We start from the raw sequence: 14,153 nt of genomic DNA, 5'->3' as shown, positions 1-14,153 counted from the left end.
TGGGCACCGCGTGCGCGGGCGGACTGGCTCGAAGTGTAGGGCGAACCGTGGCACGCTGGGTCGACGACCGTGCCCGGCACACGCATGGTGGAGAGGTGCGGCAGAGATGACTACGCGATCCGGGCCCGGCGGGCTCACCGGGCCGGACGGCCCCGGCTCCGGTGAGCGAGCCGCGCTGGAACGGCTCCTGGCCGCGGCCCGCGACCTCGGGGAAGGCAATTTCCGGCGCCGGCTGGTGGCCCACGGCGACGGGGTCACCGCGCAGCTCGCCACCGCGTTCAACGACATCGCCGAGCGCAACCAGCGGCTGGTGACCGAACTCCTGCGCGTGCGGACCGAGGTCGGCGAGAAGGGCCGGCTGACCGAGCGGGTCCGCGCCGACGTCGGGCCCGGCGGCTGGGCCACCGCGGTCGAGACGGTGAACGGGCTGATCGAGGACGTCAGCCGCCCCGTGGTGGAGCTGGACCGGGTGCTCGGCGCCGTCGCCTCGGGCGACCTGTCGCAGCCGATGGCGCTGCAACTCGAAGGCCGCCCGCTGCGGGGCCAGTACGAGGGCCTGGCCCGCACGGTGAACGGACTGCTCGCGCAGCTGTCCCGGTTCGCCGCCGAGGTGGTCCGGCTCTCCCGCGAGATCGCCGGGGAGGGGCGGCTCGGCGGGCAGGCCGAGGTGCCGGGCGTCGCGGGCACCTGGCGCGACCTCACCGACTCGGTCAACTTCCTCGCCGACAACCTGACCGAGCAGGTCCGCAACATCGCCCAGGTGACCACCGCCGTGGCCCGCGGCGACCTGACGCAGAAGATCAACGTCGACGCCCGCGGCGAGATCCTGGAGCTCAAGAACACCATCAACACCATGGTCGACCAGCTCTCTTCGTTCGCCGACGAGGTCACCCGGGTCTCCCGCGAGGTCGGCAGCGAGGGCCGGCTGGGCGGTCAGGCCCGGGTGCCCGGCGTGGCCGGCACCTGGCGCGACCTCACCGACTCGGTGAACCTGATGGCCGACAACCTGACCGACCAGGTCCGCAACATCGCCCAGGTCGCCACCGCCGTGGCCACCGGCGACCTGACCAGGAAGATCGACGTGGACGCCCGCGGCGAGATCCTGCAGCTGAAGAACACGCTGAACACCATGGTCGACCAGCTCTCGGCGTTCGCCGACGAAGTCACCCGGGTGGCGCGGGAGGTGGGCAGCGACGGGCGGCTGGGGGGCCAGGCCGAGGTCCCCGGCGCGGCCGGCACCTGGCGCGGGCTGACCGACTCGGTCAACCAGATGGCCGACAACCTCACCGACCAGGTCCGCAACATCTCCCACGTGACCACCGCCGTGGCCAAGGGCGATCTGACGCAGAAGATCACCGTCGACGCCCGCGGCGAGATCCTGGAGCTCAAGACCACGATGAACACGATGGTCGACCAGCTCTCCGCGTTCGCCGACGAAGTCACCCGGGTGGCGCGCGAAGTCGGCACCGAGGGCCAGCTCGGCGGCCAGGCCACCGTGCCCGGCGTCGCGGGCACCTGGCGCGACCTCACCGGCTCGGTCAACTTCATGGCCAACAACCTCACCGCGCAGGTCCGCAACATCGCCCAGGTCGCCACGGCCGTGGCGCGCGGCGACCTGACCAAGAAGATCGCCGTGGACGCGCGCGGGGAGATCCTGGAGCTCAAGACCACGCTGAACACCATGGTCGATCAGCTTTCCGCGTTCGCCGACGAGGTCACCCGTGTGGCCCGCGAGGTCGGCACCGAGGGCAAGCTCGGCGGCCAGGCCGCGGTGCCCGGGGTGGCCGGCACCTGGAAGGACCTCACCGACAACGTCAACTTCATGGCCAACAACCTGACCGACCAGGTCCGCAACATCTCCCAGGTGACCTCGGCCGTGGCCCGCGGGGACCTGACGCAGAAGATCACCGTCGACGCCCGCGGGGAGATCCTGGAGCTCAAGAACATCCTGAACACCATGGTCGACCAGCTCTCGGCCTTCGCCGACGAAGTCACCCGCGTGGCCCGCGAGGTCGGCACCGAGGGCAAGCTCGGCGGCCAGGCCCAGGTCCGCGGGGTGGCGGGCACCTGGAAGGACCTCACCGACAACGTGAACGTGATGGCCGACAACCTGACCGTGCAGGTGCGGAGCATCGCGAACGTGGCCACCGGCGTGGCCCGCGGCGACCTGTCCAAGAAGATCTCGATCGAGGCCCAGGGCGAGGTCGCGGGCCTGGCGGACACGCTCAACAGCATGGTCGAAACGTTGCGCGCCTTCGCGAACGAGGTGACGCGCGTTTCGCGCGAGGTCGGCACCGAAGGCATCCTCGGCGGCCAGGCCCGGGTGCCCGGGGTGGCCGGCACCTGGAAGGACCTGACCGAGAACGTCAACTTCATGGCCCACAACCTGACCAGCCAGGTGCGCAACATCTCCCAGGTGACCACCGCCGTCGCGCGCGGGGACCTGTCCAAGAAGATCGACGTGGACGCCCGGGGCGAGGTCCTGGAGCTCAAGACCACGATGAACACGATGGTCGACCAGCTCTCGGCGTTCGCCTCGGAGGTCACGCGGGTGGCGCGCGAGGTCGGCACCGAGGGCAAGCTGGGCGGGCAGGCCGAGGTCGAGGGCGTGTCCGGCACCTGGAAGCGGCTCACCGAGAGCGTGAACCAGCTGGCCGGGAACCTGACCACCCAGGTGCGGGCGATCGGCCAGGTCGCCACGGCCGTGACCGCGGGCGACCTGACCCGGCACATCGCCGTGGACGCGTCCGGGGAGCTGGCCGACCTCAAGGACAACATCAACCAGATGATCGCGAACCTCAAGGAGACCACCTCCGCCAACCGCGAGCAGGACTGGCTGAAGACCAACCTGGCCCGGCTGTCCGGGCGGATGCAGGGTCACCGCGACCTGGCCTCGGTGGCCGCGCTGATCCTGTCCGAGCTGGCGCCGCTGGTCAGCGCGCAGCAGGGCGCGTTCTTCCTGGCCCAGGCCGACGGTGACGGCCCGGACGCGCAGGTGCTCGACTGCATCGCCGCCTACGGGCTCGCGCGGTCGCGCGCCGGGCTGCGGTTCGCGCTCGGCGAGTCGCTGATCGGTCAGGCCGCCGTCGACCGCCAGACCATCCTGGTGCGCGCGGCGCCGCCGGAGTACGCGCTGGTCTCCTCCGGCCTCGGCGCGGCGCCGCCGGTGAACGTGATCGTGCTGCCCGTGCTGTTCCAGGGCGAGGTGCTGGGCGTGCTGGAACTGGCTTCGGTCAACGAGTTCTCCGACGTCCACCTGGACCTGCTGGAGCAGCTGCGGCACACCATCGGCGTCAACGTGCACACCATCCTGTCGAACTCGCGCACCGAGGCGCTGCTGACCGAATCGCAGCGGCTGGCGCAGGAGTTGCGCGCGCGCTCGGAGCAGTTGCAGTCGCAGCAGGGCGAGCTGCGGCGGTCGAACACCGAGCTGGCCGAGAAGGCGGCGCTGCTGGCCCAGCAGAACCGCGACATCGAGGTCAAGAACATCGAGATCGAGCAGGCGCGCCAGGAGCTGGAAGAGCGCGCCGGGCAGCTGACCGTGGCCTCGCAGTACAAGACCGAGTTCATGGCCAACATGTCGCACGAGCTGCGGACCCCGCTCAACAGCGCGCTGATCCTGGCCAAGCTGCTCTCGGAGAACCCCGAAGGGAACCTGACCGAGAAGCAGATCCAGTTCGCTGAGACGATCTGGGCCGCGGGCAGCGATCTGCAGCAGCTGATCAACGACATCCTGGACCTGGCCAAGGTCGAAGCGGGCCGGCTCGAGGTGCAGATGACCGACGTGCCGGTGCCGGAGCTGGTGACCTACGTGGAATCCCTGTGCCGCCCGCTGACCGCGGACAAGGGCCTGGAGTTCGCCGTGCTGATCGACCCGCCGGTGCCGGGCAGCGTGCACACCGACGAGCACCGGCTGCAGCAGGTGCTGCGCAACCTGCTGTCCAACGCGGCGAAGTTCACCGACGAGGGCGGGGTGCGGCTGCACATCCGGATGGCCCCGGCCGAGGAGGTCGAGCAGCAGTCCCTGCGCTCGGCGGCCGGGATCATCGCCTTCGCCGTGGCGGACACCGGGATCGGCATCCCGGAGGAGAACCTGGCGATCATCTTCGACGCGTTCCGCCAGGCCGACGGCACGACCAGCCGCAAGTACGGCGGGACCGGGCTGGGCCTGTCGATCAGCCAGCAGCTCACCGAGCTGCTCGGCGGGGAGCTGCGGGTGCACAGCGAGCCGGGCCGGGGCAGCACGTTCACGCTGTACCTGCCGGTGGGCGCGGCGAACCTGAGCGCGCCGACCGCGCCCGTGCGGTCCCGGCCGAAGCAGCCGTCGCGGCCCAGCACCACCACCGTGGCCGAGCCGGACGGCGCCCCGAAGCGCTTCCACGGCGAGAAGGTCCTGATCGTGGACGACGACCTGCGCAACGTCTTCGCCCTGGCCGCGGTCCTGGAGCAGGCCGGGCTGGAGGTCGTCTACGCCGACACGGGCGTGGCGGGCATCCGGGCCCTGGAACGGCACGAGGACACGGCGCTGGTGCTGATGGACGTGATGATGCCGGAGCTGGACGGCAACGCCACCATCGCCGCCATCCGCGCCGAAGCCGCCCACGAAGACCTACCGGTGATCGCCGTGACCGCGAAAGCCACCGCCGAAGACCGCGAACGGACCCTGGCCTCGGGCGCCGACGACTACCTCACCAAGCCGGTGGACACCGACCTGCTGCTGGACGTGATCGCGCTCCGCCTGGAAGCGGACGCGGCCCCGGTCTCTCCGACCTCGCCGACCGGCCGCCACTCGGCCAATGGAGCGGGTGACGGGAATCGAACCCGCGTAGCTAGTTTGGAAGACTAGGGCTCTACCATTGAGCTACACCCGCAGCGCCCCGGTTCGACCCGGCGGCGCACCCAGCTTAGCGTGAGGGTTAGTCTGGTCCGGCACACCCCCTCACGACACGCACCGGGGCGGGGCGGGCACCGGGATGTGGCGCAGCTTGGTAGCGCATCCGCTTTGGGAGCGGAGGGTCGCAGGTTCAAATCCTGTCATCCCGACCACAGGGGCTGGACCTGCGAGTTCAACCCTTTTTCGCGCCGTCGGACCTTTCACTTGGGCGCCGCGGCAGGACGCTGTCGCCGGGTGAGCGGCCGGTGTCTCGATGGTGCGACCCTGGTGTAGCCCGCCGTTGCGGGGGTACCCGCCCCCTTGCGACCACACCCATCGCCCAACAGGACGGAGCCTTCGATGAGTTCTCCCGGCCCGGAACCGGACGAAGCACCAGGGCTGGAGGCGGGCGGTTCGGTCCAGCCCGGAGATACCCCGCCCGACGCCGGGCAGACCTCCGGCCTTTCCCATCCCCAGCCGATTCCCTCACGGACCATTCCGATCGCGGCTCTGGTCATCATCGGTGTCATCGTGATTGCGGTGGCGGCCTTTTTCGTCGCCCGCGCCTTCGACCTCTTCGGCTGATCACGGCGCTCGACCGGCGCCGGGCCCGGGCAGAAGAGTGCCGACCGGATTCGTGGTGGGGCCGCGTCCCGGTCGGCGACGAACGGATTGCCGGACCGGCGGATCGGTAAACCTCCGCCGGTCCGGTTCAGGGGCCTGGGTTTATTCGTAGAGGATGTAGGCCGGGTGGGGGGTGAGGTTGAGGACTTGGGTGGGGGTCATGAGGGGGGCGGAGTGGCGGGTGTCTTCGTGGAAGAACAGTTTGAAGCCGGGGAGCACGGTGGGTGGTTTGGTGGTCATCAGGGTTTTCCAGGTGGCGGTTTTGGCGGCGGGGCTGCCGATGCCGTCGACGACTTTCACGGCCGAGACCCCGGGGTGGGGGGTGAGGCCGGTTTCGTCCCGGACGACGGTGGCCGCGACCTGGTGGTAGACCATGACTTTGTCCGGGAGGTGGGCGTGCTGGGCGAGGTCGCCGAGGTAGGTGGCGACCGTGTCGAGTTCGGCGCCGGTGGTGTGGCCGAATGTGCGGCCGGGTACGACTCCGGGGTCCACGGCCCATTCGGGGTCCAGTGCGACGCCGACGTCGGGCTGGGTCAGCCACTGCCGGTAGGCCTGGACCTCGGGCAGGAAGTCGGCCCGGCCGGGCTGGATGTTGAGCAGCAGCAGCCCGTGCAGGGCCCGGGCCTGGGCGAGGTAGGCGCGGATGGTGGTGTCCGAGGCGCGGCTGCGGTACATCCCGTCCGCGCCCGGTTCGCGGTGGGCGGTGGTGGCGATCAGTTCCACGACGGGGGTGACGGCCCGGTCGTGGGGGAAGTCCGCGATCTGCCGGCGTAGCTTCTGCCCGGCCGCGTCCAGGTCGCCGGTCATCTCCCCGAGGGCCTGGGTGCCCGGGGCGCCGGAGAACCCGACCAGCAGGCTGGTGGCCAGCGGGCTCGGCGGCGGGCTCGGCGGGGCGGTGACCACCGGCCGCGGCGCCGGGCGTACGGGCGCGGCCACCGGCGTCTCCCCCGCCGACACCCCGCACGCACTGACGGACAACCCGACCAACGCGACGAGCAACGCCACACGACGGGTCAGGGTCTGGTCCACGCTCACCGGAGTCCTCCTGGGGATGCCCCCACCACGCCGGCCGACGGACGACTCCGGGGATATCGCGAGGAGGGTAGCGCGCGGAGTCACCCGGGGTGATCATCGACAGACCCGGTTCGCCACGACCACCGCATCGTGCCGGAGCCGATTTCCGGCTCAACCCCTCAGCCAGCACGAACGCCGATTTTCCCGCGGCTGCCCGCCTTCCGGCGTTCACCCGAAGTGGTTCATCCAGGCGCCACCCGGCCCGGCCGGCCCCAGGATCACCGCCATGCGTCTACTTTCCCGGCTCGGGGCCGCAGCCACCGTCGTCCTCGCGGCCACCGCGTGCGGCACCACGGCAGCGGCCCCGGCGAGTTCCACCGCTGCGAGCCCCGGCACCACACCCCCACACCCCACCACCACCCGTGCCCGCATCACCGCCGACACCGCCCGCGCCCTCCACGCCAACGAACTCGGCCACATCCCCATCCTCATGTACCACCGCCTCACCCCCCACCCCACCTCCGTCTACGAACGCACCCCCGCCGACTTCACCGCAGAACTCACCCGCCTCGCCAACGAGCACTACATCCCCACCACCACCGCCGCCCTCACCACCCGCCACCTCGACCTCCCCCCGGCACCCACCCCGTCGTCCTCACCTTCGACGACGGCGACCCCTCCATCTTCACCCTCACCCCCCACGGCGACCCCACCCCCGGCACCGCCATCCGCATCCTCCTCGACACCGCCGCCACCCACCCCGGCTTCACCCCCACCGCCAGCCTCTACGTCAACCAGCACCCCTACGGCGAACCCGACGGCGGACCCGCACTCGCCTGGCTCCACCACCACGGATTCGAAATCGGCAACCACACCAAAACCCACACCAACCTCCGCACCGTCACCCCCACCGCCGCCGACACCGCCATCAGCGACGGCGACACCCTCATCCGCCACGCCATCCCCGGCTACCAACCCACCACCCTCGCCCTCCCCTACGGCGCCCACCCCCACCAGGAAAACCTCACCCTCCACGGCAGCACCTACACCTACACCGGAGCCCTCCTCGTCGGCGCCGGCCCCGCACCCTCCCCTACTCCACCCGCTTCACCCCCCAATCCATCCCCCGCATCCGCTCCCAAACCACCGGCAAAGAATCCCAATACGGCTCCACCCACTGGCTCGACCTCCTCGCCCAACCCGGAAGCCACCTCTACACCTCCGACGGCGACCCCACCACCATCACCTACCCCCACACCGAAACCACCCTCGCCCCAGACCTCACCAGCCAAGCCCTCGCCTACTGAACGAACCCATGACGTGACCCGGCTGTCGCAGCCCCGGCGCCGTCATTCGGTGCCGGGGCTGGACAAACCGGCCACATCCGCGTGCTCCACCCGGCCGAGCAGGGCGATGATCGCCGCCGACTTGGCCGCGTCGAGGAACCGCAGGCCCATGAAGTTGTCGCCGGCGGTGAATCCGGGAAGGTCCCAGATCACCTCGTACGGCAGTTCGAGCGACCGGTAGCGGCGCAGGCTGTAAACGTTGCTCCACAGGCATTTGCCGGGATCGGGGTGCCAGAGGCCACGGGCGAACGAAGGGTTGCGGAAGGCGTGTCCCACCTCGGCGGTGGCGCGAACCTGCTTGCCGCCGGTGAACAACACGACATCGCCGGTGACGACGGTGTCCATCCGGCGGTCGTACTTGTCCTTGGCGCCCCAGAATCGGGCCTGGCCGTCCGGGTGCAGCTCGTTCAGGCGGGCAAGCTCCGCGGGGTGCAGCAGGCCGGCGTATTCGCGCAACGCCACGGTCTGCTCCAGGGTCTTGGCCCCGTACCGGCGCGCTTCGGGAGTGCCGTAGGACGGCTGGATCAGTACCTGGGCCATCTCGCCGACGCTACCTCAGCCGTGGTGAGCCCATCCGCTCCAGCGTGGCGTACGCCCTGCCGTCGATGGCTCGGCCGGCGTGCTCGCCCGGATCCGCATCGCGGCGGTCGGCCGAACCGGCCGGGTGTCCGCTGAGCCTCGCGTTCCCCGGGACTTGGATTAAGCTCTGGGCCCGGAGGGGTGGCAGGAATGCTCGAAGGACTACTGTCGGCCGGAGCGGGTGCGCTGTACGACGCGATGGTGCGGTCCGGGCCGGTATCGCTGGACGATCCGCGGGCCGCCGGCCCCGAGATGCGCGAGCTGATCGACGGCGGGTTCGTCCGGCGCGACCACCGCGACGGGCCGGTGCTGGCGCCGATGGAACCGATCCGGGCGGTCGACCACGCAATCCTCGGCGCGCAGCAGCGCCTGGTCGAGCAGCAGCGCCAGATCGTGGCCGCGCGCCATCAGCTCGACCTGCTCCAAGCCGTCTACCGGACTACTTACAGCGCCGGCAGCGACGCGGCTGTGGAGGTTCTGACGGACCCGCAGCGGATCGGCGCACTGTCGCTCGAGTTGTGCCTGTCGGCGAAGACCGACTTCGTCACCTTCACCACACGCCACTTCAAGCGCAAGCCGGACGCCAACACGGCGATGTCCCTGCCTGCCGCGGTGACCGAGCGAGGCGTTCGCCTGCGTAACGTCTACGAGCGTGCCGCCCTGGAGTTCGAGGGCGCCAAGGGGGTCGTCGAGGCCAGCATCGCCGGCGGCTGGACCATGCGGGTGGCACCGGAGCTACCGATGAAGATGGTGATCGCCGACCAGCACTCGGCACTCGTGCCCCTCGACCCGAGCGGGATGGAGGGCGCGGTGTTCGTCTGCAGTCCGACCATCGTCGCGGGTCTGCGCATGTTGTTCGAGCTGGTCTGGAGCCAGGCGGTGCCGATCGGCGACGACGGCCGGCGTCATGGCCTGACCCCGGCCCAGGCCAAGGTGCTCGACCTGCTGGCGACCGGGATGACCGACGGAGCCATCGCGCGCCACCTGGAGGTGAGCGAGCGGACGGTACGCCGTCACGTGCAGGGCCTGCTGGACGCGCTGCAGGCGGACAACCGGGTGGCCGCGGTCTACGCGGCCACCCGGCGCGGCTGGCTGGCCTAGCGGAACCGAACCGGGTGGCCACGCGGCCATCCCCGGCCTCCACCGCCGGCCGGGCCTCCCGCCGCTTCCGGCTCGGCCGGCCGCCTAGCTGAGCCCGCACCCCGAACCGCCGGCAGTCCAGATCCACACGCACTTCGGCTGCGGTTTCTCCACGGCCGATACCTCCGGTGCCGCCACGGCACCGAAGGCCAGTGCCGTCATCACGACCGACACCACCCCGGTCAGCATTCTCCTGGTCATAGCGTCCTCCCCCTCCGAGCAATCTGCGATAAGTGACAGATTAGGCATCGATGTCCCATATCGGAAGAGCAGGTCCGGCCAGTGTCCGGATCCGGTCACGCCGGATCGGCCTGCGGGTCCGGGTCAGGATCCGGGTTTCGTACCCAGTGGAGGTTGTCCGGGTCGGGCCACCACCCCTGCGGGTCCGGCCGGGGATCATCCTCCGAATCGCACCTCCGGCGGGTGGGCGGTCCTTCGTCCATGGCGAGCCCGCGGGTCGTGGTCAGGTGCCGAACGGCTGGGCCGACAGCAGCGTCTGCGTCCAGCCCTGCGTATCGACCGGGTCGGCCCCGAACCCCTGGATGTCCGAGCCGTCCAGGTCGAACGGGTTGTGGTCGTGGTAGCGGTACAGCGCTCCGTCGCAGGTCTGTGCGTAGTACAGGCCGTAGCCGGGTGACACGATCTGGTCGAACGTGCTCCAGCGGTCCGCCAGCGTCGTGCCCGTCCAGGTGTAGTCGGCCGCGATGTGGTACGAGCGCAGGACGCCGGCGGTGCTGATGCCGACCAGCCAGTCGTCGCCGGTGGCGGCGATCGTGCGCATCGTGAACCCGGTGCCGATCACGGCCCGCTGGCCGATCTGGTTGCTCGCGGGCTTGGGCCGGGAGACCACATAGGACATCAGGGTGCTGCCCGCGATGCCGTAGAGGTGGCCGTGGCCGTCGTAGGTCAGCATGTCGTGGGTCCAGCCGCTGCCCAACGCGACGGGCGAGCCGAACTGCAGCGAGTTGTCGTTCGTGATGACGTCGATGCGGTAGAGCACGCCGGCGGGCGAGGTCGCGAGCACGGTGTTGAAGTTGAGCGTGGCCAGCGCCTGGGGTGCGAACCCCAGGCGGTCGGTCGAGACGAGGGTCTTGGTGCGGTCGCCGGTCTGCGAGTTGATGGTGCTGTAGGTCAGCCGTCCGTCGGACAGCGCGCCGTAGACCGAAACCGTGGTCGCGGCCGGGCTGCTCAGCTCGTCGACGATGCGCTGGGCGTCGGCGGCTTCGGGCTGGTACCGCTCGGGAAAGGCGGAGCGCTGGACCCGCTGGCACACGTCGCCGATCTTGGCGGTGCGCCAGCTCCCGTTCGGGTAGAAGCCTTCCATCGCGTCCAGGAACGCTCCGGTGGCCCAGGCCGGGTTCAGCCGCTGCGACTCGGTGCCCCACGAGTCGAGCTGCTGGAACAGCCCGAGGCTGGTGTGATCGACCCGTTCGCTGATGTTCTCGATCAGGGATTCGACGATCGTGGTGGTGATCGCGATGACGGCCGCCCGCTCGTCCAGCCCGCGGGCCTGCACGGCGTCGATCACGGCCCGGGCGCACGACACTCGGTACGGCGTCATGTGCCCCTTCAGCGCGCCGGTCAGGACACCGTTGAGCCGGGTGGCCGCGGCGGTGTCGGCCGCGGTCGGGCCACCGGTGACGCAGGGCGCGGTCGCGTAGGCCGCCAGCTGCTGCATCCGCGCGGCCGTGGCGTCGGATTCGGTCGTGGCACCGGCGGCGGTGGCGCCCGCGGTCAGGACGGCCAGGGCCACGAGGCCCGCCGCGATCGGTCTCGGGGTGAATCGCATGGGAAGGACTCCAGGTGGTCCGGCGGTGCCGCGGCCGGGCCGCGGCACCGCTCGGGAAGGGGGAACGGGTCAGGCGCCGGGCGGGGAGACGTAGCCGGAGATCAGCTGATCCTGGACGCCCGAGCGGGCGGTGCCGGGGTCGATCACCCGCCGCGTCACCTTGTTGCTGACGTTGCCGCCGACGACGGTGAGCGTGCCGTCGGGGTGCACCGCGGTGATCACATCGACGTGCCCGCCCGTGCTGCCGTCCGGCGGGCCGTAGATGGCCCAGTCACCGATTTTCGGGCTGCCGTGCGCACTGCCGGTCCGGGACTTGAACAGGCCGTGGTCGACCCCCCACGCACCGAGGCCGCGGGCGACCCACGTGCCGCGCGGAACGTTCGCCACGCCGGCTGCCGACCAGGTCCAGGTGGCGAACATCGCGCACCAGTCGTTCGCGCCGTGGTTGCAGCCGTCGTTGTACTTGTCGCAGCTCGCCTCGGTGGTGCCGACCTCCCCCGTGGCCAGGGCGGCGATCTTCGAACGCAGCGGCTTGACCGGCGGCGTGCTGGTGCAGCCGGCCGGGTCGGCCGAGAGCAGGGACTGCGTCCAGCCGCGTGAGGCGACCGGATCGTTGAGGTGGTAGGCGATGTCCGTGCCGGACCCGTCGGCCGGGTCGTCGTCCTCGTACCAGTACATGGCGCCGTCGGGGTTCTTGCCGTAGTACAGGCCGCCGCCCGGCGAGACGAGGTTTTCGAAGCTCTGCCAGCCGGCGTCGTCGAGCTGGGCGCGGGTGTAAGTGGTGCCGGTCGGCGAAACCGCGTAGCTGATCAGCTGGCCGTCGGACGCGGTCGCGAGGAGCCGGTCGTCCCCGGCCGTCGTGAGCGTCTTGAGCGAGAACCCGCCGCTGCCGATCTCCCGGCGCTGCCCGATCTGGTTCACCCCGGGCTTGGGCGCGGAAACGAGGTACTGCAGCAGCGAACCGCCGGCGGTCGTGCCGTAGAGGTGCCCGTGGCCGTCGTAGGACAGCAGGGTGTGGGTCCAGCCGTGCTGGACGTCGATCGGATCGTCGAACGTCAGGCTGCCACTGTTGGTGACCACGTCGACCCGGTAGAGGACCCCGGCCGTCGAGGTTACCAGCAGTGTGTTGAAGTTGAGCGTGGCCAGCGCTTTCGCGGTGAACCCGAGCGTCTTCGAGGACACGACGACGTGCGTGATGTCCCCGGTGTCCGGGTCGATCGCGGTGTAGCTGAGCCGGCCGTCGGGCAGTACGCCGTAGACCGAGACCCCGCTGGTGCAGGCCGCGGCGGCGGAGGCGGGAGCGGCGGTCAGCGCCATGGTGGTGAGACCGCTCAGCAGTACGAGAAACGCCAGCAGCGCGGTGCGCACTCTGTTTCCGAGCATGGGAAAACCCCTCGTCGATGGGAAGCTTGACGTCGGCCGCGACCCCCGAGAAAGCAGCTCGACGAGGCAGAGCTTAAGAGGGATTTCCGTCACGGCGCGTGCGCTAAACCGGCCATTGGCCGCAAGCGGACACGCCACATCCGCCGGCCCGCTCCCCAGCACCTCGGCCACCACTGCGGGGTGGTCCGCGGCGCACGGCTCAGCCGTTGGGGCCGACCAGCGCCGTTCGAGGATTGATCAAGACGGGATCAGCACACCGGCCGGTGGCCGGGCTCCCCGTCAGTCAAAGTCCGATGTGGACTTGAGCCGGGTCGCTCCCGGAAGTGGACCGAAACTTCGGCGACGCCGCGCCTCACAGGTGGACGGACAGCCAGATGGTCATCCACAGCAGGAAGCCCATGGCCCCGCCGACGCCGAAGGCGAGCAGCACCCGGCGCAGGCCCGCGATCTCCCCGCCGCGCCCGGTGGTCTCCGTGATTCCCGCGTGGATCCCCGCGTGCATGGCCGTCGTGTCCGTCATGCCTGCCGAGCTACCCCCGGTCCCGGCCCTTCACCCTCGCGGCGCCGATTACCGCCCGGATGGGTGAGGCCGTCTGGCGTAGATCACGCCGCGGAACCGGAAGGGCCCTCAGCTCGCGGTCAACAGCAGGAAGTGGGGCACGGCGAGGTAGCGGCCGGACGGTGCCGGGTCGCTGCCGGGGTCGCAGTGCGGTGCCTGCCAGGCGAAGGTGGTGAAACCGGCACGGGTGAGCGCCGCTTCGTGAGCGGAGCGGGACCAGCGGTGAGCGGTGACTTCCATGGCGTGCTCCCCGATGTGGGTGCGCAGGAGGAAGGAGCCACCCTCGTTCGCGGTGGCGGGGCCGGCCACCAGGTCGAAGCCGAACGGACGGTAGTAGCCCGGCTCGGTGGCGAAATCGGGGTTGAGGACGGCGGTGACGAACCGGCCCCCGGGGACCAGGGCGGTGCGGGCGGTGAGGCACATCTGGTGCAGGATCTCGGACGTCGTCGCGTAGGGCAGCACGTACACCGCCAGCACCAGGTCGCAGGAGCCAGACAGGGTCGGGTCGGCGACACCGGCACTGCCGTCCCCGGCGTGCTGCACGAGGTAGCGCACTCCGCGGGGCTCGCGGGCTTCGCGCTCGCGCGCGTAGCCGACCATGCCGGCGGACTGGTCCAGACCGACGACCGGTTCCGCGCCGAGATCGGCAAGAAGCCTGGTGTAGTACCCGGATCCACAGCCGAGGTCCAGCGCCCGCTGCCCGGCGATCCCGTCCGGCGCGCCCAGCGCGGCCAGCACCGAAGGCAACTCGATGTGCCGCCGGAACGGTAACTCGGTGAAGCTCCGCTCGTACGCTTCGGCGAGTTGATCAAATTGCGTTTCCATCAGATGGACCCTCTCTCGTCA

At 70.5% G+C, this 14,153-nt stretch carries 9 protein-coding genes, 2 tRNA genes and 1 pseudogene; 5 read left to right on the top strand and 7 right to left on the bottom strand.

The features are described from left to right. Positions 1-106 precede the first annotated feature (106 nt). Positions 107-4,846 carry a HAMP domain-containing protein gene (locus NYF13_RS26840; protein WP_396287751.1) on the top strand — a complete coding sequence of 1,580 codons (4,740 nt, stop codon included), beginning with the start codon at positions 107-109 and terminating at the stop codon, positions 4,844-4,846. Here NYF13_RS26840 and NYF13_RS26835 read toward each other — a convergent pair. Continuing rightward, positions 4,798-4,871 (bottom strand) — tRNA-Gly (locus tag NYF13_RS26835). The two genes, NYF13_RS26840 and NYF13_RS26835, sit on opposite strands and share 49 nt — an antisense overlap. A 98-nt stretch (positions 4,872-4,969) precedes the next feature. Here NYF13_RS26835 and NYF13_RS26830 point away from each other — a divergent pair. After that, positions 4,970-5,046: transfer RNA gene (locus tag NYF13_RS26830), tRNA-Pro, on the top strand. Between the two features lie 187 nt (positions 5,047-5,233). Next, entirely contained in the window at positions 5,234-5,458 is a 225-nt protein-coding gene (locus tag NYF13_RS26825) for a DUF6480 family protein (protein WP_315660527.1), read from the top strand. Between the two features lie 141 nt (positions 5,459-5,599). Here NYF13_RS26825 and NYF13_RS26820 read toward each other — a convergent pair whose 3' ends face one another. Continuing rightward, the gene (locus tag NYF13_RS26820; RefSeq protein ID WP_315660526.1) at positions 5,600-6,532 is read right to left on the bottom strand and encodes a hypothetical protein; all 933 of its coding nucleotides are present in this window, start codon (positions 6,530-6,532) and stop codon (positions 5,600-5,602) included. A 129-nt stretch (positions 6,533-6,661) separates the two neighbouring features. On the opposite strand from NYF13_RS26820, the pseudogene NYF13_RS26815 reads away from it, so the two are divergent. Continuing rightward, a pseudogene (locus tag NYF13_RS26815) lies at positions 6,662-7,465 on the top strand (hypothetical protein); the annotation flags it as partial. A gap of 395 nt (positions 7,466-7,860) precedes the next feature. Here NYF13_RS26815 and NYF13_RS26810 read toward each other — a convergent pair. Next, positions 7,861-8,397, bottom strand: coding sequence for a hypothetical protein (locus NYF13_RS26810; RefSeq protein WP_315660525.1), 537 nt, complete (start codon positions 8,395-8,397; stop codon positions 7,861-7,863). A 189-nt stretch (positions 8,398-8,586) separates the two neighbouring features. Here NYF13_RS26810 and NYF13_RS26805 point away from each other — a divergent pair, with 189 nt between their 5' ends. Beyond that, a complete protein-coding gene (locus tag NYF13_RS26805) occupies positions 8,587-9,537 on the top strand; it encodes a LuxR C-terminal-related transcriptional regulator (RefSeq protein ID WP_315660524.1) in 951 nt (316 codons plus the stop codon). A gap of 502 nt (positions 9,538-10,039) precedes the next feature. Here the strand turns inward: NYF13_RS26805 and NYF13_RS26800 are convergent. From NYF13_RS26800 to NYF13_RS26785, 4 genes are all read right to left on the bottom strand, one after another. Then, positions 10,040-11,365 (bottom strand): tachylectin-related carbohydrate-binding protein, encoded by a 1,326-nt coding sequence (locus NYF13_RS26800; RefSeq protein WP_315660523.1) that lies wholly within the window; start codon positions 11,363-11,365, stop codon positions 10,040-10,042. A 69-nt stretch (positions 11,366-11,434) separates the two neighbouring features. Continuing rightward, entirely contained in the window at positions 11,435-12,748 is a 1,314-nt protein-coding gene (locus NYF13_RS26795; protein WP_315660522.1) for a tachylectin-related carbohydrate-binding protein, read from the bottom strand. A 352-nt stretch (positions 12,749-13,100) separates the two neighbouring features. Continuing rightward, entirely contained in the window at positions 13,101-13,268 is a 168-nt protein-coding gene (locus NYF13_RS26790; protein WP_315660521.1) for a hypothetical protein, read from the bottom strand. A 108-nt stretch (positions 13,269-13,376) separates the two neighbouring features. Beyond that, positions 13,377-14,132 (bottom strand): class I SAM-dependent methyltransferase, encoded by a 756-nt coding sequence (locus NYF13_RS26785; protein WP_315660520.1) that lies wholly within the window; start codon positions 14,130-14,132, stop codon positions 13,377-13,379. Between the last annotated feature and the right edge of the window lie 21 nt (positions 14,133-14,153).

Origin of the sequence: Amycolatopsis sp. PS_44_ISF1, from assembly GCF_032335455.1 — a bacterium.
Lineage (GTDB): Bacteria > Actinomycetota > Actinomycetes > Mycobacteriales > Pseudonocardiaceae > Amycolatopsis.
Note: the sequence above shows the minus strand (reverse complement) of the source record. Positions and strands in the feature narration are given on the sequence as shown.